Annotated in this window: 20 protein-coding genes and 2 CRISPR repeat arrays (1 of these 22 running past the window's edge); of the genes, 5 read left to right on the plus strand and 15 right to left on the minus strand. The window is 71.8% G+C overall.

Annotated features, from left to right (window positions below; genetic code table 11):
• Nucleotides 1-30 precede the first annotated feature (30 nt).
• Nucleotides 31-2,487 carry a helicase-associated domain-containing protein gene (locus ACVMYR_RS01595; protein WP_457120933.1) on the plus strand — a complete coding sequence of 819 codons (2,457 nt, stop codon included), beginning with the start codon at nt 31-33 and terminating at the stop codon, nt 2,485-2,487.
• A 42-nt stretch (nt 2,488-2,529) separates the two neighbouring features.
• Here the strand turns inward: ACVMYR_RS01595 and ACVMYR_RS01600 are convergent, their stop codons facing one another.
• Together ACVMYR_RS01600 and ACVMYR_RS01605 are read right to left on the minus strand one after the other, a co-directional pair.
• Nucleotides 2,530-2,748 (minus strand): hypothetical protein, encoded by a 219-nt coding sequence (locus ACVMYR_RS01600; RefSeq protein ID WP_077935770.1) that lies wholly within the window; start codon nt 2,746-2,748, stop codon nt 2,530-2,532.
• On the minus strand, nt 2,745-3,620 hold the full coding sequence (locus tag ACVMYR_RS01605) for a L,D-transpeptidase family protein (RefSeq protein ID WP_457120934.1): 876 nt from the start codon (nt 3,618-3,620) through the stop codon (nt 2,745-2,747). Before ACVMYR_RS01605 ends, ACVMYR_RS01600 begins: the two co-directional genes overlap by 4 nt.
• 175 nt (nt 3,621-3,795) lie before the next feature.
• Here ACVMYR_RS01605 and ACVMYR_RS01610 point away from each other — a divergent pair, with 175 nt between their 5' ends.
• Entirely contained in the window at nt 3,796-5,475 is a 1,680-nt protein-coding gene (locus ACVMYR_RS01610; RefSeq protein WP_077935768.1) for a DNA repair helicase XPB, read from the plus strand.
• Between the two features lie 90 nt (nt 5,476-5,565).
• Here ACVMYR_RS01610 and ACVMYR_RS01615 read toward each other — a convergent pair whose 3' ends face one another.
• The 3 genes from ACVMYR_RS01615 to ACVMYR_RS01625 form a co-directional block, all read right to left on the minus strand.
• Entirely contained in the window at nt 5,566-6,285 is a 720-nt protein-coding gene (locus ACVMYR_RS01615; protein ID WP_457120935.1) for a PaeR7I family type II restriction endonuclease, read from the minus strand.
• A complete protein-coding gene (locus ACVMYR_RS01620) occupies nt 6,251-7,981 on the minus strand; it encodes an Eco57I restriction-modification methylase domain-containing protein (RefSeq protein WP_457120936.1) in 1,731 nt (576 codons plus the stop codon). The genes ACVMYR_RS01615 and ACVMYR_RS01620 overlap by 35 nt, the downstream gene beginning before the upstream one ends.
• A 67-nt stretch (nt 7,982-8,048) precedes the next feature.
• Nucleotides 8,049-8,978 (minus strand): RNA polymerase sigma-70 factor, encoded by a 930-nt coding sequence (locus ACVMYR_RS01625; protein WP_457120937.1) that lies wholly within the window; start codon nt 8,976-8,978, stop codon nt 8,049-8,051.
• A gap of 198 nt (nt 8,979-9,176) precedes the next feature.
• On the opposite strand from ACVMYR_RS01625, the gene ACVMYR_RS01630 reads away from it, so the two are divergent.
• The 3 genes from ACVMYR_RS01630 (at nt 9,177) to ACVMYR_RS01640 (ending at nt 12,513) form a co-directional block, all read left to right on the plus strand.
• A complete protein-coding gene (locus ACVMYR_RS01630; RefSeq protein WP_457120938.1) occupies nt 9,177-9,662 on the plus strand; it encodes a carboxymuconolactone decarboxylase family protein in 486 nt (161 codons plus the stop codon).
• A 96-nt stretch (nt 9,663-9,758) separates the two neighbouring features.
• Nucleotides 9,759-10,055 carry a hypothetical protein gene (locus tag ACVMYR_RS01635; RefSeq protein WP_074475262.1) on the plus strand — a complete coding sequence of 99 codons (297 nt, stop codon included), beginning with the start codon at nt 9,759-9,761 and terminating at the stop codon, nt 10,053-10,055.
• 136 nt (nt 10,056-10,191) lie between these two features.
• Nucleotides 10,192-12,513: an esterase-like activity of phytase family protein gene (locus ACVMYR_RS01640; protein ID WP_457120939.1), complete on the plus strand. Its 2,322-nt coding sequence runs from the start codon at nt 10,192-10,194 to the stop codon at nt 12,511-12,513.
• An 85-nt stretch (nt 12,514-12,598) separates the two neighbouring features.
• Here ACVMYR_RS01640 and ACVMYR_RS01645 read toward each other — a convergent pair whose 3' ends face one another.
• The 10 genes from ACVMYR_RS01645 to ACVMYR_RS01690 all read right to left on the minus strand — a co-directional run bounded on the left by ACVMYR_RS01645 (nt 12,599) and on the right by ACVMYR_RS01690 (nt 25,618).
• A complete protein-coding gene (locus tag ACVMYR_RS01645) occupies nt 12,599-13,354 on the minus strand; it encodes a TIGR03089 family protein (RefSeq protein WP_457120940.1) in 756 nt (251 codons plus the stop codon).
• Nucleotides 13,355-13,468: 114 nt separating this feature from the next.
• A complete protein-coding gene (locus ACVMYR_RS01650; RefSeq protein ID WP_457121283.1) occupies nt 13,469-13,813 on the minus strand; it encodes a type II toxin-antitoxin system HicB family antitoxin in 345 nt (114 codons plus the stop codon).
• A 322-nt stretch (nt 13,814-14,135) separates the two neighbouring features.
• Nucleotides 14,136-16,055: a CRISPR direct-repeat array (repeat unit 29 nt; unit sequence GGGATCACCCCCGCGTGCGCGGGGAGCAG).
• Between the two features lie 25 nt (nt 16,056-16,080).
• Nucleotides 16,081-16,491 (minus strand): type I-E CRISPR-associated endoribonuclease Cas2e, encoded by a 411-nt coding sequence (gene cas2e, locus ACVMYR_RS01655; protein WP_396788837.1) that lies wholly within the window; start codon nt 16,489-16,491, stop codon nt 16,081-16,083.
• Nucleotides 16,491-17,462 carry a type I-E CRISPR-associated endonuclease Cas1e gene (gene cas1e, locus ACVMYR_RS01660; protein ID WP_457120941.1) on the minus strand — a complete coding sequence of 324 codons (972 nt, stop codon included), beginning with the start codon at nt 17,460-17,462 and terminating at the stop codon, nt 16,491-16,493. Before cas1e ends, cas2e begins: the two co-directional genes overlap by 1 nt.
• Entirely contained in the window at nt 17,459-18,142 is a 684-nt protein-coding gene (cas6e, locus tag ACVMYR_RS01665) for a type I-E CRISPR-associated protein Cas6/Cse3/CasE (RefSeq protein WP_043963781.1), read from the minus strand. The genes cas1e and cas6e overlap by 4 nt, the downstream gene beginning before the upstream one ends.
• A gap of 8 nt (nt 18,143-18,150) precedes the next feature.
• Nucleotides 18,151-18,873, minus strand: a complete 723-nt coding sequence (cas5e, locus tag ACVMYR_RS01670) for a type I-E CRISPR-associated protein Cas5/CasD (protein ID WP_457120942.1) — start codon at nt 18,871-18,873, stop codon at nt 18,151-18,153.
• Entirely contained in the window at nt 18,870-20,021 is a 1,152-nt protein-coding gene (gene cas7e / locus ACVMYR_RS01675) for a type I-E CRISPR-associated protein Cas7/Cse4/CasC (protein ID WP_457120943.1), read from the minus strand. The genes cas5e and cas7e overlap by 4 nt, the downstream gene beginning before the upstream one ends.
• A gap of 2 nt (nt 20,022-20,023) precedes the next feature.
• Nucleotides 20,024-20,719: a type I-E CRISPR-associated protein Cse2/CasB gene (gene casB / locus ACVMYR_RS01680; RefSeq protein ID WP_077935759.1), complete on the minus strand. Its 696-nt coding sequence runs from the start codon at nt 20,717-20,719 to the stop codon at nt 20,024-20,026.
• Complete coding sequence (casA, locus tag ACVMYR_RS01685; RefSeq protein ID WP_457120944.1) at nt 20,716-22,395, minus strand: type I-E CRISPR-associated protein Cse1/CasA; 1,680 nt, start codon at nt 22,393-22,395, stop codon at nt 20,716-20,718. Before casA ends, casB begins: the two co-directional genes overlap by 4 nt.
• Nucleotides 22,396-22,642: 247 nt before the next feature.
• The gene (locus tag ACVMYR_RS01690) at nt 22,643-25,618 is read right to left on the minus strand and encodes a CRISPR-associated endonuclease Cas3'' (RefSeq protein WP_457120945.1); all 2,976 of its coding nucleotides are present in this window, start codon (nt 25,616-25,618) and stop codon (nt 22,643-22,645) included.
• Between the two features lie 233 nt (nt 25,619-25,851).
• Nucleotides 25,852-26,132: direct repeats of the CRISPR family, unit length 28 nt; unit sequence CTGCTCCCCGCGCATGCGGGGGTGATCC; it runs 1,160 nt beyond the window's last position.

The raw sequence follows: 26,132 nt of genomic DNA on the forward strand, positions 1-26,132 counted from the left end.
GGCCCCGTCCCGGGCTAGCGTGGAACGACGATGACGACCTCACTCGCCGACCACCTGCGGACGCTGCCCGACGAGTCCCTGGCCGCCCTGCTCCAGCTGCGGCCGGACCTCGTCGTGCCCGTGCCCGCCGACGTGTCCGCCCTCGCCGTCCGGGCCCAGTCCCGGGTGTCGGTGGCCCGGGCACTGGACGGGCTGGACCAGTTCACCCTCCAGATCCTCGACGCCGCCCGGCTCACCCGGGACCCGGACGACGGCACCACCTCCACCGAGGCCGTCCTCGCCATGGCCACCGCCGGCCCGCGCCCGCCCGCCCCGGCCACCATCCGGGGCGCGGTGCACAAGCTGCGGGCGCTGTTCCTGCTGTACGGGCCCGAGCACGCCCTGCGCGTGGTCGACGGCGTCGACGAGGTCGCCCCGTACCCGGCGGGGCTGGGCCGACCCGCGACGGAGCTGGACGCGCGCACGGCGGCCCTCTGCGCGGACCCGGCGAAGCTGCGCCGCACGCTGCTGGCCGCGCCCCCGTCGGCGCGGGCGATCCTGGACCGGCTCGCCGCCGGCCCGCCGGTGGGCAGCGTGCCCCCGGGCGCGCTCCAGGCCCCGCCGCTCGGGGCGGAGGACACCGTCCCGCCGGACCCGACCAACGGCGGCGCGCCCACCGGTTCGCCGGTGCGCTGGCTGGTCGACAGCCGGCTGCTGGTGGCGGTGTCCGCCGGCACGGTGGAGCTGCCCCGCGAGGTCGGCCTACTGCTGCGCCGCGACAGCGGCCCCCTCGGGCCGCTGCGCACCAGCCCACCGCCGGTGGCCGCCGTCGCGCGCGAGGCGAAGGCCGTCGACTCGGCCGGGGCCGGGCAGACCATGGAGGTGGTACGCCACACCGAGGCGCTGCTGGAGCTGCTCTCCGCCGAGCCGGCTCCCGTGCTGCGCTCCGGCGGGATCGGGGTGCGTGACCTGCGCCGGCTGGCGAAGGCCCTCGCCCTGGACGAGGCGACGACCGCCCTGCTGCTGGAGGTGGCGTACGCGGCGGGGCTGGCCGGCGAGCTGGAGCTGTCCGGGGCGACGACCACCCGGTACGGCGCCGACCAGCAGGTCCTGCCCAGCGGCGGGTACGAGGTGTGGCGGGCCATGTCGCTGGCCCGGCGCTGGGAGCAGCTGGCCCGGGCGTGGCTGCTGATGACCCGCCAGGTGGGCCTCGTCGGGCAGCGCGACGACAGGGACCGCCCGATCGGCGCGCTCTCGCCCGAGGCGGAACGGGCCGGGGCGCCCGCCGCCCGCCGGGCCGTGCTGGCGGTGCTGGCCGACCTGGAGCCGGCCATCGCGCCCACCCCGGAGGAGGTGCTGGAGCTGCTCGACTGGCGGGCGCCCCGGCGTAGTCGGGGCCGGGAGGCCGCGCACCGGGAGGCCCTGGTCGAGGCGGCGCGGCTGGGCGTGACGGGGCTGGGGGCGCTCACCTCGTACGGGCGGCTGCTGCTGGCCGACGTGGCCGAGGCCGACGAGCGGGGCGGGGACGACCCGCTGGGGTTGCGCGCCGACGCCGAGGACGCGTCCACCGCCGTGCGGGCGCTGGACGGGCTGCTGCCCGCGCCGGTCGACCACTTCCTGGTGCAGGCCGACCTGACGGTGGTGGTGCCCGGCCCGCCCGACCCGGCGCTCGCCGGCGAGCTGGAGGTGGTGGCCGAGCACGAGTCGGCGGGCGGGGCGAGCGTGCACCGGGTCACCACGGCCAGCGTGCGCCGGGCCCTGGACGCCGGTTACTCGGCCGACGACCTGCACGACCTGTTCCGCCGCCGGTCCCGCACGCCGGTGCCGCAGGGGCTGACGTACCTGGTGGACGACGTCGCGCGCAAGCACGGCGGGCTGCGGGTCGGCTCCGCCGGGGGGTACGTGCGCAGCGACGACGAGGCGCTGCTGGCGGAGGTGCTCGCCGACCGGCGGCTGGAGGCGCTGGCGTTCCGGCGGCTGGCCCCGACGGTGCTGGTCACCCCGTACCAGGTGAACCGGATGCTGTTGGCGTTGCGCGACGCCGGGTACGCCCCGGTGCCCGAGGACGCGTCGGGGGCGGCGGTGCTGTCGCGGCCGAGGACCCGGCGGGCCCCGGGGCGGGCCCCGGTGGGCCGGACGGTGGACCCGTTGGCGTCGCCGAAACTGGCCCTGCCCCGGCTGCTCGGGGTGGTGGAGCAGATCCGGCGGGGCGAGGCGGCGGCGCGGGCGGCCCGGCGGGCCCCGGCGGTGGTACGCGGCACGGCGGCGCGCACCGGCCCGGCCCCGGTGCACGGTCACTCCGACGCCCTGGCGGTGCTGCAGCAGGCGGTGCGGGACAAGGCGCTGGTCTGGGTGGGTTACGTCGACGCGCACGGGGCGACCGCGTCGCGGCTGGTCCGGCCGGTGTCGATCGGGGCGGGCTACCTGCGCGCCGAGGACGAGCGCACGGAGATGCTGCACACGTTCGCGCTGCACCGGATCACCGCGGCGGTGCTGGAGGGCTCCTGAGCCGCCCGGCCGCCGGGTCGGGCGTCGCCGTCGACGGGGGCGTCAGCGGCGGCTGCGGCGCACGGTGCCGACCACGGAGACGGCCAGCAGCAGGGCGAACCCGGCCCCGGCGGACTCGCCGACGGAGGCGACGAAGCCCTGCCGCTGGACGAGCCAGCCATAGAGGAACCAGCCGACGAGGAGCACGGCGGCGGTCGCGTACGCGAGCAGCGTCGCCGCCGAGACCTCGCCGGCCGGCGCGGGTTCGTCGTCGGCGGTCACGTGCCGGGCCGGCGGCCGAAGAGGACGACCCGGCTGCCGACCTTGCCCAGCTCCCAGGCGCGGAGGGCGTCGGCGGGGAGGAGGTTGACGCAGCCGTGCGAGCCGATCGACTTGTCGTGCAGGTAGGTGGTGGTCTGGTGGTAGCCCATGCCCTGGGTGAAGTGCTGCCAGTAGGGCAGCCACACCTCGTACGGGTCGGACCACTCCTTGATGTTGCGGTAGTTGATGGTGAACGTGCCGGCGGGGGTGGCGTAGCCCTTCATGCCGGTGCGGGTCACCGTCGGGCCCCACACCACCTTGCCGCCGCGCAGCGCCCACGTGGTCTGGCGGGTCAGGTCGATGCAGAACGTGGTGCCGGAGGAGGCGGCCTTGCAGCGCTTCGTGTCGGTGGTGGCGAGGCGCTTCGCCACGTCGTACGTGGTGGGGCCGGCGCGGCCGGCGGCGGGGCGGATGTCGTACCGCTGCTGGAACTTCTTGATGACGGCGCAGTCGGCGGCGGACTGGCGGCCGTCGACGGTCATCCGCCCGAAGCCGCCCAGCCGGGCGAGGTAGGTCTCCACCTCGCGCTGGTGCTCGCCCAGCGGGCATCCGGCCGGCGTCGGCTCCGGCGCGGGCTTGGGCTTCGCCTTCGTCGGGGTGGGCTTCGGCTTCGGCTTGGCCTTCGTGCGGGTGGGTTTCGGTTCCGGCCGGGTCCGCTGGTCGGAGCCGGACGAACCGCCCGCCCCCGTTTCCCGTTCCGCCGAGCCGGCCTGGGCGAGCCCTCCTCCACGGCCACCCGGGTCGGCCTGGCGTTCGGGCGTGCACGCACCGACGCCGACCAGCGTGACCACGGCCAGGGCGACGACCCGGGCGCTGAAGCGAACCTGTCTCATGAGGCCTCCCCGGGTCGGTCGTCCCACTGCCTAGACGCCGGACGTACCGGAATGGTTGCACCTGGTGTCCGAATTTTCGGCCCCATTCGGGCTTCGTGCAACACTGGTTGGTCGGCCCGGGGTGGGTAGCCGCCCGGCGGGGGCCCGTTGACCAGGCCAAAGAGAGGACGCCGGCGTGAGCGGTGGACCACTGATCGTGCAGTCGGACAAGACGCTGCTGCTGGAGATCGACCACCCCGACGCCCAGTCCTGCCGGATGGCGATCGCCCCGTTCGCCGAGCTGGAACGCTCGCCGGAGCACGTGCACACGTACCGGCTGACCCCGCTGGGCCTGTGGAACGCCCGCGCCGCCGGGCACGACGCCGAGGCCGTGGTGGACGCGCTGCTGAAGTACAGCCGCTACCCGGTGCCACACGCGCTGCTGGTCGACGTGGCCGAGACGATGGACCGGTACGGTCGGCTCCAGCTCGCCAACGACCCGGCGCACGGCCTGGTGCTGCGCGCCCTGGACCGGTTGGTGCTGATCGAGGTCGCCAAGAGCAAGAAGCTGGCCGGGATGCTCGGCGCGAAGCTCGACGACGACACGATCGCGGTGCACCCGTCGGAGCGGGGTCGGCTCAAGCAGGCGCTGCTGAAGCTGGGTTGGCCGGCGGAGGACCTCGCCGGGTACGTCGACGGCGAGGCGCACCCCATCGAGCTGGCCGAGGGCGGCAAGGACGGCGGTAAGCCGTTCACGCTGCGCTCGTACCAGCGGGAGGCCGTGGAGGCGTTCTGGGCCGGCGGGTCCGGCGTGGTGGTGCTGCCCTGCGGCGCCGGCAAGACCCTCGTCGGGGCGGCGGCCATGGCCGAGGCGAAGGCCACCACCCTGATCCTGGTCACCAACACGGTCGCCGGCCGGCAGTGGAAGCGGGAGCTGATCGCCCGCACCTCGCTGACGGAGGAGGAGATCGGCGAATATTCGGGTGAGCGCAAGGAGATCCGGCCGGTCACCATCGCCACGTACCAGGTGCTCACCTCGCGGCGCGGCGGCGCGTTCACCCACCTGGACCTGTTCGGAGCGCGCGACTGGGGCCTGGTCGTCTACGACGAGGTGCACCTGCTGCCCGCGCCGATCTTCCGGTTCACGGCGGACCTCCAGGCCCGCCGCCGCCTGGGCCTCACCGCGACCCTGGTCCGCGAGGACGGCCGGGAGGGCGACGTGTTCAGCCTGATCGGCCCCAAGCGGTACGACGCGCCGTGGAAGGACATCGAGCAGCAGGGCTGGATCGCCCCGGCGCAGTGCACCGAGGTGCGGGTGACCCTCACCGACGCCGAGCGGATGTCGTACGCGACGGCGGAGGCGGAGGAGCGCTACCGGATGGCGGCGACCGCCCGCACGAAGCTGCCGGTGGTGCGGGCGCTGGTCGACCGGCACCCGGACGAGCAGGTGCTCGTCATCGGCGGGTACATCGACCAGCTGCACCAGCTCGGCGAATACCTGGACGCGCCGATCGTGCAGGGGTCCACCACGAACAAGGAGCGGGAGCGGCTGTTCGACGCGTTCCGGTCGGGCGAGGTGCGCACGCTGGTGATCTCGAAGGTCGGCAACTTCTCGATCGACCTGCCGGAGGCGGCGGTGGCGATCCAGGTGTCGGGCACGTTCGGGTCGCGGCAGGAGGAGGCGCAGCGGCTGGGTCGGGTGCTGCGGCCGAAGGCCGACGGGCGGCAGGCGCACTTCTACACGGTCGTCTCCCGGGACACGATCGACACCGAGTACGCGGCGCACCGGCAGCGCTTCCTGGCGGAGCAGGGCTACGCGTACACGATCGTGGACGCCGACGACGTCCTGGGCCCGCCGCTGCCCAGCGTCGACTGACGCCCGCCTGATCGACTCCATGTCGGCGAGGTGGCGGTATCCCGGCGGCCGGATACCGCCACCTCGCCGACACCAGGCGTGCTGGGCCGCTCAGTTGCGCTTCGGCTGCAGGACGCCGACTTCCTCGATCCGAGCCATGATTGCGCTGACGAAGGCGGCATAGCCGATCTCCGGGTCTGGCTGCCGGATGGGGGCGTCTGGCTCCCGGGACGAAGTGACCAGGCAGGTGGCGTCGTACAGGCCGGCGCTCCGCAGGCGCTTGCAGAGGAGTACGTAACGATCGAGGATGGACGTGCCGGCGAACACGGGATCGACCGGAAAACTGCCGCTCCGAGGGCTGCCCTTGTTGGTGGAGCGGGACGTCTCTTCCACAAGCACGAGGTAGCCGAGCCACGGCCTCAGCCGACCGAGGAGGCCGTGGTCGTATGCCTGTCGCAGATCGAAGGCGCTGCCGATCGCCTCCTCGCTCCGGTTGTTGAAGTTGTTCGTGAACGACGGGGCAACCTGCGACTTGAGCTCGATCGCTGCGACCAACTCACCCTCGTGTAGCACGACGAGGTCCCATTTCTTGGCCGGCCGGAAATAGCCAGGCAGTTCGAGCCCGGACCTGCATCGCACGGCGGCGGGCGGAAATCCCGCGTCGCGGAACACCGTCGCGAGGTACTCCGTCAGCGCGTCGAGATGCGCTCCGCCAGTGACCGCACCCCGCCCTCCGGTGTCGGCCCTGCCAGACAGCAATTTCTTAGCGGCCTGGGCCTCGCGAACTGCCCAGGAGCTACGAACTGCTTCCTCGAACGCGCGCTGATCCACCGATCACGTCTCCAGAATCCTCGATCCCATACACCCGCAGGGCAACCTCCGTCGCCGCACGCAGGTCACGCGCGTCGAAGGCGGCGGCGAGCGCAGCACGGTCGGTGGCCGAGATCGTCTCGGGCCTCGGGACACGGATCCGACGCAGGTACTGGGCTTGGAATCGAAGGGTGCCGCCCCGCATCCTAACGGCATAAGCCTCCACAAAGGCCTGCGCGACACCGGAGAGCAGCAGTCCGCCAAGGACTCGCAGGTCCCAGGCGTCCGAAACGATGTAGTACAGATTGTGATGCGGATAGAAGCCACCCTCGTCCAAGACGGGATGAATCGCGGTCTTCATGTCCGGAAAGAGCAGCTTCGGGCGGTCGACCAGGGAATGGTCAACCTTGTCAATGGTTCGGTACCAGTGCGCGGGGCGCTTTCCAGCGACGTGCCGGCGCTTGAGCGCCGCCGCGTGGCGCTGGTAGTACGCGCGCAGGCGCGGCAGAGCTTCCAGGTTCACGAGCTGGCCGTCGGCGTCCCACGGGTTGACGAGATAGTGGCCGGACCAACAGTGCTTTCCCGATGTCGTGTCCTTGACCATCGACAGCGGCAACAGCCGACGCGGCTCGACGTCGGCGTCCGTGGTGATGAAGACGCTGTCGGCGCCCGTCGCCACGCCGATACCGACCCGGGTGCCGGTGCCCGGGTCCTCCAGTGGAGGGAAACGATCGTTCAGCGCCTCGATCATGGCTAGCCGGGCCGGCGACCCCGCTGGCCAGGAGTCACCACCGGCAAACCAGTGAGGGAGTCGAGCGACCTCGAAATGACCATTGACGCCCCCCCTGGGCTCGGCAGAACAGATCGCCTCCACCAGCTCCGGCGCGTCCTGCGACCCGAATCCCCGCCGAGTGTCCACGACCACGGCGGCACCCTGTTCAGCGCGACGTAGCACCGTGACGGCCGGATAGGCTGACACCTGCTCCTCGAACGCGTCGACGTCGTGCATGGTCACGGTGGCGTCGACGCTGTAGCCGGCAGCGATGAGCTCCCGCAGTTGCCGGCCATACTGGTTGCGCATCCAGCGATCGGCGCAGATGAAGGCGAGGACACCACCCGGCGCGAGGCAGCGCAGCCCACGCTCGTAGAAGCCGACGTAAAGATCGGACCGGCCCGTCATGGTCGGACAGGCGGCGCGATAGGCGAGCATCCGATCCGCCGGCACGTCCTCCAGCCGGACGTAAGGCGGATTACCCACGACGAAGTCCACGGCTTCCGGGACGTGTGGGTCCAGCAGGTAGTCCGCCTGCCGCACCCACGCCGTTGCCACCTCGCGTGCGTCGGGAAGCGACCACCCCCCATCGACCAGCACGTCCCGCACCAGCCGCCTGCTGGCCGCCACGTTCACGGCCAACAGGTCGAAGGCCCGTACCGCCCGCTTCGCATCGAGCAGCGGCCGATCGTGCTTGCGGCACGAAGCGCTGACCCGCGCCGCCATCCCTGCCAGGAAGGCGCCGCCGCCGCAGGCCGGCTCGACCGCCACCAGAGCGGCAAGATCACGGTCGGCGGTGTAGCCGGCCAGGTCGAGGACTAGATCGACGACCCAGCGGCGGGTAAAGACCTCGCCATGCTCGACTGACTCCGCCGGAATGGCGGTCAGCGACGACAGCATCTCGCCGAGCATGGGCTGTCGCATCTCCGCTGCTGCCGCCTTCACCCGACGAGCATAGGACAGCCGGCTGGGCAGAGATCGGACCAGGACGACGCGGCTCGCGTATCCGCCCTCAGCGGCTCAGCCTGGTCTCCCGCGTCATGTGCGACAGCTTCTCCGGATTGCGTACGGCGTAGAGCCCGCCGATGCGACCGTCGTCGACGTGCACGGCCAGCACGGTGTCGAGTTCCCCGTCGAGCCGGATGACGAGCGCCGGGTTGCCGTTGACCTGCGTCGGCAGCAGCGACGTGACACCCGGAACCCTGCCCCACCCGCCGGCGAGCAGGCGGGCCACCTTGTCGGCGCCCACGACGGGCCGCAGGACGGCCTGCTTGACTCCGCCGCCGTCGCCGAGGAGGACGACGTCCGGGGCGAGCAGGTCGAGCAGGCGCTGGAGGTCGCCGGTTTCGACCGCCCGCCGGAACGCGTCGAGCACGGTGCGGGTCTCGGCCGCCGGTACGACCCGGCGCGGCCGGCGCGCCGCCACGTGCGCCCGGGCCCGGTGCGCGATCTGCCGGACCGCGGCGGGGCTCTTGTCGACGGCTTCGGCGATCTCGTCGTACCCGAGGTCGAACACCTCGCGCAGCACGAACACCGCCCGTTCGGTCGGCCCGAGGGTCTCCAGCACCAGCAGCATCGCCATCGACACGCTGTCGGCGAGCGCGACGTCGTCGGCCACGTCGGGCGCGGTGAGCAGCGGTTCGGGCAGCCAGGGGCCGACGTAGGACTCCCGGCGGCGGCCGAGCGCACGCAGCCGGGTGAGCGCCTGGCGGGTGGCGATCCGGACGAGGTAGGCGCGCTGGTCCCGCACCGCACCGAGGTCGACGCCCGCCCACCGCAGCCACGTCTCCTGCAGGACGTCCTCCGCGTCGGCGGCCGAGCCGAGCAGCTCGTACGCGACGGTGAACAGCAGGTTCCGGTGGGCGAGGAACGCCTCGGTGGCCGGGTCCGGCGAGCCGGCGCCCCGGTCGGCGTCGGCTGCGGTCTGCGGTGTGCCCGCCATGGTCGGCCCCCGTTCGTTCTCGGCTGCGTCGGTTCGCTTTCGGCTGGTCGCCCATCAGACGCCGGTCCCCGCCGCCGTGTGACACCTCCGCCTGTGGCGATCGTCACCCAGCTCGGGCCGTCACGGGGAGCCGGGCGCCGGCATCTCGTGTTCGTCCCATCTCCGGGGCAACGAGCGAACGAGCGAAGGACGGAAGCCATGGACACCCGATTCGACCTGTTCAGCAACGAGCTGGCCACGAGGTTCGCCAAGCGGTTCGCCAACGCCGGCATGGTGATCCACCAGTCGCCGCTGCCGAGGTCCACGCAGGAGCTGGTGTCGCTGCGGGCCAGCCAGATCAACGGCTGCGGCTGGTGCATCGACATGCACACCAAGGAGGCGGCCGCCGGCGGCGAGAGCCAGGTCCGGCTGCACCTGGTCGCCGCCTGGCGCGAGTCGACGGTCTTCACGGAGGCGGAGCGGGCCGCGCTGGCGCTCGCCGAGGAGGGCAGCCGGCTCGCCGACGCCCACCAGGGCGTGTCCGACGAGACCTGGGCCCAGGTGCGCGAGCACTACGACGACGACCAGATCGCCGCGCTGGTCTGCCTGGTCGCCCTGATCAACGCCGCCAACCGGCTGGCCGTGATCGTGCACCAGCGGGGCGGCTCCTACCAGCCCGGCATGTTCGCCGCCGCCCTCGACTGACGCCAACCTGACCGAGTCGTCCTGCAAGGGCACCGCGACGTCCGTCCACAGTGGCACAATCGGGACCGTCACCGACAGCCGCCGGAAGGGACCCGAGTGAAGCGCCGAATCCTGTCCGCACTGACGGTCGCCACCGTCGCTCTCGCCGGCTCCGCCGTGGCTCCCACGGCCGCCTCGGCGAGCGACGCGTGGGGCATCGTCTGCAACCTCACGCAGAACACCTGGCTGCGGGCCGCCCCGCACGCCCAGGTCCTGCGCACCCTGACCGCCGGGCGGGGCTTCCGCTGGCACGGCCAGGTCTGGGCGGAGGACGACGACGTCTGGATCTACGGCCACGGCGCCGAGGACCCGGCGATCGACGGCTGGGTCCCGGGCGGCAACACCACCTGCTGACGCCCCACCCCTCTCACCGGTCGTCGCGCGCACGCAGGGCCTGGCCTGAGGTTGTTCGCCCGCCGTTCACGGCCGGGCCAGCTCCCGCTCGGCCCTGCGTGCCAGCCTCCGTCGCAGCGATAAGACGGAGGACGACGTGACACCGAAACGCATTCTCACCCCGACGGCCGGCCTCGCCGCCGCCGCGCTGGCCATCACGGGCACGCTGGCCGTCACCGGCACGGCCGCCGCCGGCCGGCACCACCCCGCCGGGGGCCTCACCTTCGACCGCACCGCCACCTACCCCGTGTTCCAGAACCGGCCGGCCGGCGAGGACCCGGCGACGGAGACGGTCGCCGAGATCTCGGCGGTCAGCCCCGACGGCCGCACCCTGGTCTACACCGACGCGGCGGCCCGCCGGATCGGCTTCCTCGACATCTCCCGCCCGGACCGGCCGCGCGGGCTCGGCACGCTCTCCCTCGCCCAGCTCGGCGACGCCGAGGACGAGCCCACCTCGGTGGCGGTCCTCGGCCGGTACGTCCTGGTCGTCGTCAACACCAGCGCCAGCTACACCGCCCCCTCCGGCCGCCTCGACGTCATCGAGCTGGCCACCCGCCAGCGGGTCCGCAGCATCGACCTCGGCGGCCAACCGGACTCGATCGCCATCAGCCACGACCAGCGGTACGCGGCGATCGCCATCGAGAACGAGCGCGACGAGGACGCCACCCCGCCCGGCCGGAAGAAGGGCGACCTGCCGCAGGCCCCCGCCGGCTTCGTGCAGATCCTCGACCTCGACGGCAGGTCGACGCCGCAGCGGTGGAAGCTGCGGACCGTGCCGCTGACCGCCGCCGACGGGCAGGCCCTGCCCGCGCTGGCCGCCGCCGGGATCACCGAGCCCACCGACCCGGAACCCGAGTACGTCTCGATCAACGGGCGCAACCAGCTCGCGGTCACCCTGCAGGAGAACAACGGCGTCGTCCTGGTGGACGTGCCCACCGGCCGGGTCACCCGGGCCTTCAGCGCCGGCACCGCCTCGGTCGGCGGCATCGACACCGTGAAGGACGGCCGGATCGAGCTGACCGGCTCGATCACCGACGTGCCCCGCGAGCCCGACGCCGTCGCGTGGGTGGACGACCGCTACCTGGCCACCGCCAACGAGGGCGACTGGCGGGGCGGCACCCGCGGCTGGTCCGTCTTCGACAGCCGCACCGGCCAGGTGGCCTGGGACGCCGGCAACACCTTCGAGCGGCTCGCCGTCCGCCACGGCCTGCACAACGAGGACCGGGCCGCGAAGAAGGGCGCCGAGCCGGAGGGCGTGGCGATCGCCGAGTACGGCGGCGTGCGGTACGCGTTCGTCGGCTCGGAGCGGAGCAACTTCGTCGCCGTCTACGACCTCAGCCGGCCCACCGCCCCGGTTTTCCGGCAGGTCCTGCCCACCACCAACGGCCCGGAAGGGCTGCTGCCGATCCCGTCGCGGGGGCTGCTCGCGGTCTCCAGCGAGACCGACGACGCCGACGCGGGCGTACGCGCCTCCGTGTCGCTCTACCGGCTGGGCGGTGGCACCCCCGGCTTCCCGAGCCTCGTGTCGGCCGACGACGCGCAGGGCGCACCGATCGGCTGGGGGGCGCTCGGTGCCCTCTCCGCCGCGCCGAGCCGGCCGCAGCAGCTCTACAGCGTCACCGACGCGGCGTACACCCCGACCCGGATCCTGACGGTCGACGCCGGCCGGTCCCCGGCGGTGATCACCGACTCGCTGCCGGTGACCGACGCCGACGGCAACCCGGCCGCCTACGACGCGGAGGGGATCTTCGCCCGCCCGCAGGGCGGCTTCTGGCTCGCGGTCGAGGGCGCCAAGGGCGCGGAGAACAAACTGGTCCGGCTCGACGCCGCCGGGAAGACCCAGCAGACCGTGCCCCTGCCGGCGGAGGTCGCCGCCGGGCTCGGCAAGCAGGGCTTCGAGGGGGTCGCCGCCAGCACCGACCGGCACGGCCGGGAGATCGTCTGGGCGGTGCTCCAGCGCGAGGTGTCCACCGACCCGGCGGGCGTCGCCCGCATCGGCCGGTACGACGTGACCGCCGGGACGTGGAGCTGGTTCGGCTACCGGCTGGAGTCCACCGCCGTCGCGGGCGACTGGATCGGGCTGTCCGAGGTGACCGTGGTCGGCAACCGGCTCGCCATCATCGAACGGGACAAGCTGAACGGCCCGGCCGCCGCGCTCAAGCGCGTCTACACGGTGCCGATGCCCGCCGGCCCCGCCGCGCCGGGCCCGCTGGCGGTGCTGCCGAAGACGCTCGCCGTCGACGTGCTGCCGGCGCTGCGCGCGACCAACGGCTGGACCCAGGAGAAGCTGGAGGGCCTGACCGTCGCCGGCAACGGCCAGGTGTACGCGATCACCGACAACGACGGCGTCCAGGACGCCACGGGCGAGACGGTCCTGCTCCGGCTCGGCCCCGCCGCAAAGGTCTTCGGCCGCCGCTGACGCCCCGCTCCTCTGCTCGAATGTCGGGCAGGTGGCGGTATCCCGCCGCTCGGATACCCCCACCTGCCCGGCATGGCGTCGTCGGTCAGAGCACCCGGGTGATCTCCTCGGCGGCGACCCGGGCGTCGAGGCGGGACCGGTCCAGGTTGGCGCACACGACCACCGACGCGCCGACCGACAGCGGGGCCAGGAGCCACTTGAGTGGTTGCTCGTGCTCGACCGCGTCGACCAGCAGCCGGTCGCCGGACCGCAGGCCGAGCTGATCGGCCACCTCCCGGGCGAGCCGACCCCACGCGCCGAAGCTCGTGCCGTCGGGGGTGGCCGCCTCCGCCGGGTGGACGCCGGCGTAGTCGGGCGGCGTTTCGGTGTGCCGGAGCACCTCGGCGTCCCAGTCGAGCCAGCCCACCGGCACGTCCGCCAGCGGGCCCGGCCCGGTGCCGACGAGATAGCGGTGCACCCCGTCGGGCACGTCCTCCAGCCAGTCGTCGAGCCGCTGCGGGGTGACGAACACCGCGTCGTACGGCCGGTCGCCGCCCGGCTCCAGCACCGGCAGCCCGGCGGTGGCCCGGGGCCGGAACGACACGGCCAGACCCACCGACCAGGCACCCAACAACACGGCGGCGGTACGCCAGTGCGGCGGCAGCAGCACCGCGACCCGGCTGCCCGGGGCCAGCCCGCAGCCGTCGCGCAGCAGCCCGGCGGTGCGCGCCGCCCAGCCGCCCAGGTCAGCGGCGGTCAGGGCGACCCGGTCGCCGGTAGCGTCGTCACAGAAGGTGAACAGCGGCCGGTCGACCTCGGCGGGCCCGGCCACCGGCAGGGGCATCAAGTCCGGCGCTCCCATCGCACACCTCCCTGTGAGCGGCCCACTCGGGCCACGGAAGGTCACCGTACCGCCACGAACTGACTCTGCGACGACGGCATGCGACGCCTAAGCACCTCCGCCAAGCGGGAGCGATCAGGCGGCCCGGAGCTTCCGGATGACGTACTGGTTGAGGCTCATCCCGTCCTCGGCAGCCTGGATGGCGAGTTCGCGATGCAGGCTCTCACCGACGCGGAGGTTGAACTTGCCCGAGTAGCTGCGGTCGGCGATCGGCTGCGGCACATGCTCGCCCTGCTCTGCCAGGTCCGCGATCACGTCGCGAAGCAGGTCCTGGAGCCCTTGAAGCGCGCCGACCTGCGACGACGCGAGCCAGGAGAGCGACGGGAACTCGGCACAGGTCGCGACGAACTCACGATCCTCGGCGGACCAGGTGACGCGGTAGGTGTAGTGGGTGATGTCAAGATGGGTTTCGGGGTCCATCACAGGGCCTCCTTCTTGTCGATCGCCTTGAGCACCTGCCGTACCTGGTATGCCTTGACCTTGCCTTTGTCGTTCTGGATCTTGACTCGCGGGTATCCGCCCAGGGCATCTTGAACACCGCGTGAGAGGTGCCGGCCTGCCGGGGCTTCCCGAAGTAGTGCTCGCACACCGCGTAGAGATCGTTGTAGGCAACGTTCTGCTGGTTGCTTCACATCACTGCAACGAGCTTGGCTACGGACGGCACGAGCCGATGGTACTGCAGGCGGTACCATCGCCGCTACGCCTCCCACCGTCGGCCGGTCCGGCGTCGCCTTCAAGATCCGCGATTACCCCCGCGTGCAAGGGGAGCAGTCGATCGCAGCTTCGATGTGGTTGATCTGCCGGGGATCACCCCCGCGTGCGCGGGGAGCAGGTCAGGTCGCATCCGCCGGTGAAGATGCGGACGGGATCACCCCCGCGTGCGCGGGGAGCAGCGCGAGCTCCAGTACCCCGAACAAGAGCGCGCGGGATCACTCCCGCGTGCGCGGGGAGCACCTGGCGGCGCTCGTCCTCGGTGAACCGCAGTTGGGATCACCCCCGCGTGCGCGGGGAGCAGATCTTGCAGGTGAGCGCACCCACCGGATCCGCGGGATCACCCCCGCGTGCGCGGGGAGCAGACACCGTGCCCCACCACACCGCTTGCACCTCGGGGATCACCCCCGCGTGCGCGGGGAGCAGGTCGACACGATCTGACCGCCCGGCCGGAACCCGGGATCACCCCCGCGTGCGCGGGGAGCAGGCGGGCCACCTCGATTCAGTTGACGCCGGCCTGGGATCACCCCCGCGTGCGCGGGGAGCAGCCGATCACGGGCTGGTCGCGGTGGAGGAAGTAGGGATCACCCCCGCGTGCGCGGGGAGCAGTTCCGTTCGCCTACCCACACGGGATAGGCCGCGGGATCACCCCCGCGTGCGCGGGGAGCAGATCAACAGCGCCGACCGCCCGCAGGACTTTCCGGGATCACCCCCGCGTGCGCGGGGAGCAGGTCTCCGTGGCCGCCGCCCGCGCCACCGTGCGGGGATCACCCCCGCGTGCGCGGGGAGCAGGCGTCCTCACCCCGCCCCGGCTGCGTCACCGTCGGATCACCCCCGCGTGCGCGGGGAGCAGGCGAACGAGCCGATGACCTGGTTGGTGCCGTCCGGATCACCCCCGCGTGCGCGGGGAGCAGGCGGTGGTCTGGAAGACGCGCACGGCGTTGCCGGGATCACCCCCGCGTGCGCGGGGAGCAGCCGACCCCGTACCCGGTCCCGTACGGGTCCGACGGATCACCCCCGCGTGCGCGGGGAGCAGCGTTCCGGCAGCGAGACGAACTTCTGCGACCCGGGATCACCCCCGCGTGCGCGGGGAGCAGTTCGTCGGCGGCCGACACGTCGTTCACGAGCACGGATCACCCCCGCGTGCGCGGGGAGCAGACGTCCCACCTGCTCCCTGCGCGGTCCCGGCGAGGATCACCCCCGCGTGCGCGGGGAGCAGGTGCACGTCGATGTCGAGGCGAGCCTGCGCACGGGATCACCCCCGCGTGCGCGGGGAGCAGGGGCAACCGCGATCCGTTGCTTGCCCTGGGACAGGATCACCCCCGCGTGCGCGGGGAGCAGCAGTCGGGCCGGTAGATGCTGCCCCCGGGCCGGGGATCACCCCCGCGTGCGCGGGGAGCAGCGGCTGCCGGCGGCGTCCAGGATGAAGATCAGGGGATCACCCCCGCGTGCGCGGGGAGCAGACGGCCGGTAGATGTCCCGAAGTTGGCGTACAGGGATCACCCCCGCGTGCGCGGGGAGCAGGGCGTACAGTTCCGCGAATCATCTGTTCCTGAGGGATCACCCCCGCGTGCGCGGGGAGCAGCTGTCGAACTTCACGGACTTCACGGACTTCACGGGATCACCCCCGCGTGCGCGGGGAGCAGATGAGGAGGCGTAAGTGGATCCGGTCTACCTGGGGATCACCCCCGCGTGCGCGGGGAGCAGTCATGGGCTGTTCGTACTCATGGGGTGACACCGGGATCACCCCCGCGTGCGCGGGGAGCAGCTCATCCCGCCCCCGCAGACCGGAGGGCTCGGCGGATCACCCCCGCGTGCGCGGGGAGCAGCACATCTGCCCCTGGTCGCCGCGGGCCGTCATGGGATCACCCCCGCGTGCGCGGGGAGCAGAGCCGTGCGGGGCGCTGTCGCGTTCGGGGTGGGGGATCACCCCCGCGTGCGCGGGGAGCAGACTTCCTGAGCTGGGACGCCAAAGATCAACTACCCCATTTTCCTTCACTTGGTTCGGAGGGCACCGACGATCCGCTGCCCCCATCTGGGGCCCTCCGCCCGAACCTCCGGCGCTTGGATGCCTTGCTCCACCCCGGGCCTACTGCCGGGTTGTACGACCTCCGATCCGTAGGCCGACGCATCAGCGTGATCCCGTCGAAGTCCACCGGCTCCCAGTGATGGTCGTGTACCTCGAAGGTCAGTCGTTGCTCGCCTGGCCGCTGGTAGACGAGCAGTGCCCGGCCTGGCCCGGCCATCTCGACGACCTTGGCCCAGAGCCGCTGTCGGATCCGGCTGTTCACGTGCCCCACGTACACCCCGGCAGAGATCTCCAACAGCCACTGTGTCAGGTGCCCACGCAGCCCTTCAGGGCAGGCGGTGAGGATGATGACGGTCATCAGAAGTCCACGTCCCCGGAGTAGTTCCGGCCGCCGGCGAGTTCGTAGCCTTCCTCGTCCCACAGGCGTACGGCATCGCTGCCGGCTTCCTCGTCGAGCTGTTCCTCGTCGATCGGTCCGGCCGAGCCATCGGTGAGCAGCAGGCCTCGAATGTCGCGGACGCACCGGTCGAGCAGCGCGCCGTCGTGGACCCGGTCACGGACGGCCCGACGGGTGTCCGAGCCGATGTCGGTCGACTCGCCGGCCGCGATGTCGAAGGCGACCGGGATGCTGATCTCGGCCTTGTACAGGTCAGCGATGTCGTAGACGAACGACCGCTCGTGGCCGGTGTGGACGAATCCGAGCCCCGGCGATGCGCCGATGGCGACGATGACCGCGTGCACGATGCCGTACAGGCAGGCGTGCGCCGCCGACAGTGCCTGGTTGACTCGATCGCTGCCATCGAAGTTGTCCGGGTCGTACTCCCGGTTGTTCCACGACACGCCCGTGCGCAGCGAGTGTTCCCGGTAGCAGCGGCGGACCCTCGCTCCTTCCTTGCCGCGCAACTGCTGCATCGTGAGCCTGCTGGTGTCTTCCCCGGGAAAGCGCATCCGATACATCGCGCGCGCCACCTGGAGTCGCCGGTCCCGGTGCGAGACGGCGGCGGCCTGGGCGATGAGGAGGCGGCTTGACCGGGCGAGTGAGCGCCCGTGTGCGTAGTACCGGATGCCGTGCTCACCGACCCAGACGACCGTGGCTCCGTTGTCGGCGATCAGCATCATCGCCTGCTGGGTGATGCTGGTGCCGGGACCCAGCATGAGGACCCCGAGGGTGGCGGCCGGCAGATGCACGACGCCTTTCTCGTCGGTGGCGGTGATCGCGTTGCTGTCCCGGTGGATGACGCATCGTTCGAGGTAGACGAAACTGATCCGGTCCTGCGCGCGGTTGAGTTCCGCCAGTTCAGCCGGCGGCACACCCGGGATCTTCTTCACGAGGTCGGCTGCGCGGGCGCGAGGGTCAGCAGCCCGCACCCGTACGCCCGCGCGTGGCCGATGCCCCGGGTGAGGACGTTACGGAACAGGGCCGGGTCCTCGATGTCGAGGACGCCGTCGTAGGTGGCCGTGACGAGCGTGACCGGCCGTTGTCCGTGGTTTCGGGTGAACCGGCGAACCTGGCGGTCGTAGGTGACGAGGTTCAGCTCCCCGTCAGCCTGCCGGGCGATGGTGAACCCGTGCCGCTCGGCTCGGCTGGTCAGCCACTCGATCTGCTGCGTGGCGGTGACCTGACCGAATCTCTGCGTCGTCGGCGAGTTCTCCGTCTTACGGCCGGTGCGGCTGGGGTTGGCCGTCAACCGGAACGCCCATCGCTGCCCCTTCTCCAAGGAGTCGAGCAGGCGGTCGTAGGGGCGGGTCTCCCAGGACTCGCTGCTCCTCGGCCAGCCGGCCTGCTCGACGAGGTGGGTCAGCTCGGGCTCGGTCGGGCTCACGATGTAGAGCACGACCTGCCGGTCCCGCCGCTGGTCGACGCGCCACAGGGTGCGGGCGTCGTCGCGGGTGTGGTCCTCGGGACGGGGGAAGCCGGACAGTACGGCGGCGTGCATCGCCTGCGGCGAGGCGAGCAACTTGCGCGCGCCCTGCCGGGCGGTGTTCATGAGGAACCGGGTCAGGTACATCGTCGTCCTCACAGCCACGTGAGCGGGTCGTGGTCGGCCAGGGCGGGGCCTCCGGGGACACCGGCGGCGACGGAAGGACGGCCGTCGGGGTTGGGCACGAGGACCCGGGTACGGACGACAGCCCGCCACCCGTACTGCCGGTGGGCCGGGTCGAAGCTGATCGGCTCGTCCTGGAAAGTCTCGGTGGCCTCGGCCCCCGGCGGAGCGTCGAGGAGCGCCTCCAGCCCAACGGTCGATGGTGCGCGCTCACGCAGTCGCTTCGAAGCCTGCCACGGCACGTCACCGAGCACCTCTGCGACCGTGCCGGGGCGGACGCCGAGGGTGACGGGCGCGACCGGCGGGCAGGACCGGCGGCCCAGATAGAGCGGGAACTGCGGCCGGCGTACCGCCTCGTGCAGGCCGTCGAGCAGCTCGCTGTCGCCACCGATCGCGGCGAGGAACACCGCGTCGGAGAGGTAGTAGCGGTTGGTCAGCGGCATGCTGTCCCGGCCGTCGAGGGTGCGGGCAACCTGAAAGTCGCGGAGGATCTGGCCGGGCTGGTCGATCCGTACCCCGAAGTCAAGGCCGAGCAGCTCGGTCAGCGGATCGGTGCGCCGCTGCCCCCGGGCTGCGGCGAGCAGCCCGATCACTCCGCTCTTGGTGGGCGCGATCTCGGTGTGCCGCTGGGTGAAGCGGCTGGTCGACCCCCATGCCTGGAGCGGGCCGGCCAGCCGCAGCAGCAGGACGCTCATGCCGGCGTGCCGAGGCGGTCCGCGACAGTCGTCCCGACGGCGCTGACCAGGCCGGGCAGGGGCAGCACCTCGCCGAGAGGTGCGAGGGCGGCGGTACGGCTGCCGACGTGGGTGACCCAGGCGGCGACGGCGGGATCTCCGTACGTCTCCTCGATCTCGGTGGTGTAGTCGGCGAGCTTCTGGGCGGCCTCGGCGACCATGCCGGAGCGATCCCCGAGCTGCCGCTCCCGAACGGGCTCCTCGAAGGCCCCCACCAGGTTGACCGACTGGGTGTCACGCAGCCGCACCATGACCGCGTCGGGGCGGGTGCCGTTGGCGAACGTGTTCTGCTTGCCGGACGGCATGCTGGTGACAAAGGCCTGCAGGAATGCCGTCACGGCCTCACGCGTGGCGTCGGCGTCGCCGAGGGTTTCGTGCAGGCGGTCGACGTCGACCGTCGCATACCGGTAGAGGGTGGCGGAGTTGAACTCGATCGTGCCGATCATGCCGGCACCGGTCTCCTGGTTGTCGTGCTTACGGTCGTCCACGGCGGTGTAGTAGTCGAACTCGTTGTCGACGGCGTGGACGCTGAGGGCGTGGGCGACCTGGACGGCGGCGTCGACGTTCAGGTCCGGCACGTCGGCGAGCATCCGGCCGAACATGGCAATGTCGATGGAGTGGTCGGTGTCGGCTAGCTTCTGGAGCTGCTTGGTGTCGAGCTTGTCCCCGGTCCGCTCGGCGTCGATCGCGGCCCGCGCCAGGTTCTCCTGCTGGCGGTGGCTGAGGAACATCAGGTAGCCGGACTCGACGTCCGACTTCGCCGCCGCCTCGCTCTTGCCCTTCTTCGCCGCGGCCTCCTTCTTCACCAGACCGGACGCCTTCAGCACATCGGCTGCCAGGGCGGACGCCCGATCCTTCAGCTCTGGGTCGAGGTCGGCGATCCGGGCGGCGATCGCCTCTCCGATGCGCTTGGTCCGCTCGCCGAGCTGGGAGTCGTCGAGGGTACGGCGGAACGCCAGCCGGACCGCCCGCTTCCAGGACTGGGAGGAGACCCGGGCCCGGCGCACGCCGCCGTAGGTGGCGGTCTTCGGGGAGCCGGAGTCGTCCCGGTTGATGTTGCTCGGCGGCACGGTGTGCAGGATGTGGACGTCCAGGATCGTGCGGCTCATGGTCACTCCTCGGAGGTGGCGCCTGCGGGCGCGGAGTCGGCTTTCGAGTCGGTGCTGTCGTCGCCCCGCCGGTCCCCGGGCTCGGGCTGGCGGTAGAAGTCACGGCCCCACAGGCCGCGGACCTGGGCGGGCCCCCATGGCTTCTGCAGCCTGGCCAGGTCCTCGGCGAGCACTCCGTAGTCGAGGGCGATCCGGTGGTCCCGCAGAAGCCGGATCAGACTGCGCAAATGGGTGGTGACGGCGGCGTAGCTGGTGGCGGTGCCGAGGGCGGCGAACCGCCGTCGCACGGCGACGGCGCTGTCCGGGTCGCTGCACAGCAGGCTGACCGCCCCGCCAAGTCCGATGCCGTCCTGGTGCATGGGCGTGTCGCGGAGCGACTGCTGATGCACCGCGTACAGGGTCAGCGCGGTGTGCATGGCCCGCTCGGTGTGAGTCGGGTCGTCGCCGAGGCGATCCCCGAGGTACTTCTCCGCCACGCGGGTCTGCTCCAGGATCGTGAAGTCCTCGCCGGGCTCCCGGCCGACCACGCCCCGCAGCCTGGCCAGGGCGGCGATGGCGAAGCTCTCCTCGCGAAGGTAGCCCTCCTGCAACACCACGACCCGGGTGGCGACGTATCCCCCGAAGGGCCCGCGCGGGCGGGCGTACCGCTTGGGCTCCGGGCTCTGAGTTTCGTTGTCGGCTGGGGCTGTGACGGTCACGCCGGCACCTCCTGGGAAACGGGCGGGTTCTCGGTGACAGCAGCCATCGGCAGGGCGCGACGCAGGGCGTCGCGGAAGAACTTGTCCGCGAGCGGGCTGCTCAGGTGCTTCTTCTTCTCCTGGTCGACGTAGCGGCCGGCCCAGGCCTGCGGGCCAGCCTGCTCCACCAGGTCCCGGCCGAGCCGGCGCACGCAGCGATCGGCCAACGTCTGCCACTGGATGCGCGCCCGCGCCGGGTCGCTGTGGGGGCCGAGGTCGCCCAGCCAGCGCCGGAACAGGACGTCCAACTTGGCGTAGCCGATTTCGGCGGCCCGGTCTGCGGCGGCAGCGGGCGGGTCCTCGGCCCGGTCCCCGTACCCTCCGGCGGCGCGGCACAGGTCGGCGGCCAGCCGGCGTAGCGTGAGGACAGCGGCCTCGGCGTCGGCGGCGCTGTCCACGATGGTGACGGCAAGCGGACCCGCCGGGTCGAACGCCTGCACGGGCATGGTCAACGCGTCCTGGTAGACCTCGTCGACCACCGACATCTGGTTGCCGTAGACGACGCCGACGGCGCGGGCGGTGACCCGGTACTGGTCGTCGATCAACCGCCTGATCCGGAGCCGGGCCAGCCACTGGCTGACCGCCGGCGGTCGTCGGCTCGCGGCTTCGGCCCCCGGTCGTTCGGTCGGGGCGGGCAGCAAGCTGGTCAGCCCGCGCCAGAGGGCCCGGGTGTGGTCGTGGAGGGCGGGCAGATAGACGAGGGGCTGCCCGAGCTTCTTCTCCTGGTTGGCGCTGCGCCGCCAGCCGCTCATCGGCTCCTGCTGGTGCAGGTTCGGCCAGGCGATGCGGTCCCCGTTTGCGATCATGGCACCGGTGATCCCGGCTTGGTCGCCGAAGAGGCGGATCCGGCGAGACTGCCAGGTGTAGAGGTTGAGCAGCCCGTGCGGGCCACGAGCGCGCTCGACCTCCTCGGTCGGGCCGTGCGGCTCGCGCTCCCAGACCGGGGAGTCACGTTCCGGGTCCTGCCGGAGGTAGTCGCTGTCGAGCGGGACGAGGTTGAGCAGCAGTGTCTCGCGCAGTGTCCGGCCTTCGAGGTAGACCAGCCCGAGGGAGCCGCAGGAGGCGGGGCCGATCGGGTAGCCCTTCCCGCCCTTGACCCGGTCGTCACCGACCGCCCCGGACTTGATGCCCGACGTGTCGTACGCCTGGCAGTGGACCAGCCAGACGGCCGCCTCGGCAGGTGTCAGCCGGGCGAGGCCGGGCCCGAGCCGGGTGGTGAGGTAGGGCGCGTTGTTCGGCACGTCGGCGATCAGCCGTTCCAGGCCGAACCCGTCTCCCTTCTGCGTACGTAGGCCGGCCACCTGGTAGAACGGCGTGACCGGGTGCAGCAGGTCGAAGCGGTCCCGGTACTCGTCGAGGTAGCCGGCGATGTCGTCCGCCGGCAGTTCGGAACGCCGCCACAGCCCCTGCCAGGCGTGCTCGTCCTCGGGTCCGTCGACCGCCCGATGCAGGATCGCGAGGAGCAGCCTTAGGATCGCGGACGTCTGGGTCGGCAGGTCACCGACGACGGCCCGCAGCTCCGCCGCTTGGGCGAACAGCTCGTTCAGGGTGACCAAACGACGACGGCCGGACAGGTCGAGCACCGGTATCCACGGCTGCTCGATCAGTGAGAAGGAAGAGGTGGTGGCATCCGGCATCTGAAGGTTCTCCATCCACTTCGACCGGCAATGAGATCAGGGCCTGAACCTGTCCCTACCAATGCGACGGCGCTTGCACTGTAGTCGCTTCCCGCGTCACGCGGGGTGATCCACTGTCGCTACCGATATTCACGATGCTCCCTGCGTAGGCAGGGTTTTCCGCAGCTCAACAAGGCGCGGGCCACCGAAGTTGGTAACCAAGAGTCAGCAGCATTGCGCGGCCTGTCTGATAGCGGACAACCGTCGGTCAGTCGCCACGCGGGTCGGCCTTCTCGACGCGCAGGCCGCTGTGCCGGTCGTACGTCAGGACGTGATCGGCAAGGCGGGCCTGCCCCCGCTCGTCGAGATCGAGGATCAGCTCGCCGCCGATCAGCGGATCCTTCTCCCAGGCCGGGAAGGCGTTGCGTGCCTCCAGTTCGGCGATGATCCGCTCGGTGCCACCGTTGGCGGTGAGCGCCCTCGGCAGCGGCAGAGCGCACCGCAGCATCGCGCGGGCTACCGCCTTCGACGGCGCGAAGTCCGTCGGGACAGTCACATCGCCACCCTCGGCAAGCCAGGACGGGGTGCGCAGTTCGTCTCCCCGGCGGACCAGCAGCAGCACCTCCAGCGTTTCGGCGGCGTCGTCGCGCACGTGTGCCCGGCCGCGCCGTTCGTCGCCGTTGGCGGTATCGGTGTTGCCCACGTTGGCGTCGAGCCAGCTCAGCAGGGAGACCCCCGGCTGCTTGACCGGCCGGATTCGGAACGTCTCCGCGCGCTCGCCAGCCGCGAAGGTCCGCTTCAGCGCCTGCGTCTCGGCCTTGGCCAGCGCGTCCTGCCACGAGGGCGGGCCGACCGGCTCGGCGCCGTATGCGTCCTGCACGAGGGACGCGATGTCCTGCGGAAGGGCAAGGCCACTCTTGCCGTCGAGGTAAGGCAGGAGCACAGCCGCCGCCCGGAGCAGGACGAAACGGTCGTACACCCGGACCGAGCCGGTCACCGGGGCGGGCGGCTCGGTGGCCCAGTCCGCGCCGGTCACCAGGCACCGAGGATGCGCGAGCCGGGCGGGGCGGTCGCCCCGGTGGTGCCGGTGCAGCCGGCCGAGCCGTTGCAGGATCAGGTCCACCGGGGCAAGGTCGGTGACCAGCAGGTCGAAGTCGATGTCCAGGGACTGCTCGGCGACCTGGCTGGCCACGATGACGTGGCGGCTCGGCCGGGTGCGTCCGAGCTTGGCGAGGTGGCTGGGAGGGCCGAAGGTGTCCCGCAGCCACTTGTCCTTGGCCGCACGGTCGGCGGCCATGAAGCGGGAGTGCGCCACCGACACCGGAATCCGCGGCCCGAGGCGCTCGCGCAACCCGGCCGCCGTGTCCAACACCCGCGCAACGGTGTTGCGGACGACTAGGACGCAGCCACCGTCCGCAAGGTCGGCCCAGAGCCGGTCGGCGAGGGCAGCCAGGTCGTCATCCGCGCCTTCCAGCCCTACGTCGAGGCTGCGGCCAGACGCCGCGCAGCCCACCGCCACCGGCTGCCGGTCGACACCGGAAACGCTGAGCAGCGGATACCGTCGATCATCGCGCAGAGGTTGGTAGTCGTCGGCGGCGGTGCCGCCCGCGCGATACCTGCGGCGAGCGCCGCCCGCCTGCCGACGGCCCAACCGACCGTCGTCGTAGGCCCGCATCACGTCGGCCCGCCGCGCAGCGGGAAGGGTCGCCGACAGGATGACCACGGGTACGCCGTGGGCCCCCAGCCATTCCAGCGCCCGGTCCAGGTACCGGCTCATGTAGACGTCGTAGGCGTGCGCCTCGTCGATAACGACCACCTTGCCGGCGAGGCCGAGGTGTCGCAGGGCCACATGCCGGGCCTGCAACGCGGCGAAGAGCAACTGGTCGATGGTACCAACGACGAAGCTGGACAGCAGCTTGCGCTTCCGGCCGGCCAGCCAGCCGTGCACGGCGGTCTGTGTCCCGCCCTCGTCCAGGGCGATCGCGCTGGGCAGCACCCCCCGGTAGAGCCGGGAGTATTCGTCGTTGAGCATCGCTTTGCCGTGCGCCAGGGCCGCATCCCGGGCACCCCTGCCCAGATCCGCATCAGGGAGCCGGCTGAGCCAGGTCAGCACCCGGCTGAACATGGCGTCCCCGGTCGCGCGGGTAGGAAGCGCCAGGAAGCAACCGCCCGCACCGCTGCGCCGGGCGAGAATCTCCACGGCCGCGAGCGCGGCCTCGGTCTTGCCCTCACCCATGGGCGCCTCGACGATCAGCAGACCCGGCAGCGGCATGGTGTGCGCCTGTTCCACCACTGCCGCCTGGACCGGGTAGGGCCGCGTCCCAGCCGGCAACTCGAAGCGCCGGGAGAACAAGGTCGAGATATCCAGGCCACTCACGTCGACTGCCTGCCAGGGGGTCGGCAGGTCGAGTTCATCCCACGCCTGGGCAAGGCGGTCCGGCGCATTCTCCCGCTGGAAGCCGTACGGGAAGAGATCGTCGTTGCTGGCGATCCAGTCGGCGACGATCACAATGGCCGTCAGCAACACCTGCACCGGTTGCGGCAGGGCGGCCTCCCGCCAGACCGGCAGCCTGGTGGTCACCTCGGCGTGCTGGCTCATCCAATCGAGCAGCTCCTCGCGCACCTGCGGCCACAGCCCGTCGACTCCGAGCAGGTAGGGCCGGTCGCGGATTGCCTTGAGGTCGCCGTCGGTCGGCGGCACCCCGTGGTGGCCGCCGACGACCACCGCGTACGCCTCGGCCTGGTCCCGGGTCCAGCCCTTCGCACCGGTCAGCCAGTCGATCAGGGCGAGATGCCCGGCCGGCCCGTGTGGGGCGCAAAGGCGGTCCTTCTCCACCCGATCATCGAAGTCGAAGCCGTGTCTTCGCATGTCTTCCCGCAGGTGCTTCACCTGCCAGGCGAACGCCGGGGTGGCCTTGCCGATGTCGTGGATGCCGGCGAGCCAGCGGACCAGCCGGCGGCCGTCGTCGGCCCCACCGGGCAACGGCGCAGCGATGGGCCGCCGAACGCTTTCCGGTAGCCACATGTCCCACAGCAGGCCGACGACATCGGCGCTGTCGGCGAGGTGACGATGCAGCGGAAGCCAGAAGCCCCGGTCGCGGTTCGTCTTGCCCCAGACAAGACGGGCACTCTCGCTGAGACCAGGTCGATCGGGCACGGAGGAGATGAGAACAGAGGGGTACGACACCTGACGACCAACTCCCAGGGACGACTCGCAGACCGACCACGCGGCCGCTTTCAGCATCGAGAACGACGCTCATATACGCCCGGACGCGGCCTGGCTGGAGATCGAGCAAGATTAATCCGGTCGCCGGAACCCCTCCCCGTCGGACGCCCTCGCGGAGATTCCATCGGTACGCTGATCCGGCTGCGACTCACACCAACCCAACCGGCGCGCTCGATTCCAACAGCGATGGCCTTGAGAGGCAAGTGAACGAAAACCAGGAAGTTGATCTTTAGCATCGCAGGTCAGAAAGCCTGCTCCCCGCGCATGCGGGGGTGATCCCCGGTCAGCGATCGACCCGACATCACCGGCCATCTGCTCCCCGCGCATGCGGGGGTGATCCCGTCGAGCCGGACATGGTGACGAACCAGTCGCCCTGCTCCCCGCGCATGCGGGGGTGATCCCTGCTCGCCGACCGCAACGCGGTCGTGGCCGGGCTGCTCCCCGCGCATGCGGGGGTGATCCCGCGTCACGTCGGTAGGACGCTGCATCACGGCACTGCTCCCCGCGCATGCGGGGGTGATCCCGCGCCCAA

The sequence above is a fragment of the Micromonospora sp. PTRAS2 genome (genome assembly GCF_054052245.1).

Bases quoted from the DNA above. Each gene is read 5' to 3' on its own strand.
- cas5e (WP_457120942.1), bottom strand. From the start codon at position 18,873: ATGAGCGTCCTGCTGCTGCGGCTGGCCGGCCCGCTCCAGGCATGGGGG.
- cas7e (WP_457120943.1), bottom strand. From the start codon at position 20,021: ATGAGCCGCACGATCCTGGACGTCCACATCCTGCACACCGTGCCGCCG.
- ACVMYR_RS01595 (WP_457120933.1), top strand. From the start codon at position 31: ATGACGACCTCACTCGCCGACCACCTGCGGACGCTGCCCGACGAGTCC.
- ACVMYR_RS01630 (WP_457120938.1), top strand. From the start codon at position 9,177: ATGGACACCCGATTCGACCTGTTCAGCAACGAGCTGGCCACGAGGTTC.
- ACVMYR_RS01645 (WP_457120940.1), bottom strand. From the start codon at position 13,354: ATGGGAGCGCCGGACTTGATGCCCCTGCCGGTGGCCGGGCCCGCCGAG.
- cas6e (WP_043963781.1), bottom strand. From the start codon at position 18,142: ATGTACCTGACCCGGTTCCTCATGAACACCGCCCGGCAGGGCGCGCGC.
- ACVMYR_RS01690 (WP_457120945.1), bottom strand. From the start codon at position 25,618: ATGCTGAAAGCGGCCGCGTGGTCGGTCTGCGAGTCGTCCCTGGGAGTT.
- ACVMYR_RS01625 (WP_457120937.1), bottom strand. From the start codon at position 8,978: ATGGCGGGCACACCGCAGACCGCAGCCGACGCCGACCGGGGCGCCGGC.
- ACVMYR_RS01605 (WP_457120934.1), bottom strand. From the start codon at position 3,620: ATGAGACAGGTTCGCTTCAGCGCCCGGGTCGTCGCCCTGGCCGTGGTC.
- ACVMYR_RS01650 (WP_457121283.1), bottom strand. From the start codon at position 13,813: ATGGACCCCGAAACCCATCTTGACATCACCCACTACACCTACCGCGTC.
- casA (WP_457120944.1), bottom strand. From the start codon at position 22,395: ATGCCGGATGCCACCACCTCTTCCTTCTCACTGATCGAGCAGCCGTGG.
- cas2e (WP_396788837.1), bottom strand. From the start codon at position 16,491: ATGACCGTCATCATCCTCACCGCCTGCCCTGAAGGGCTGCGTGGGCAC.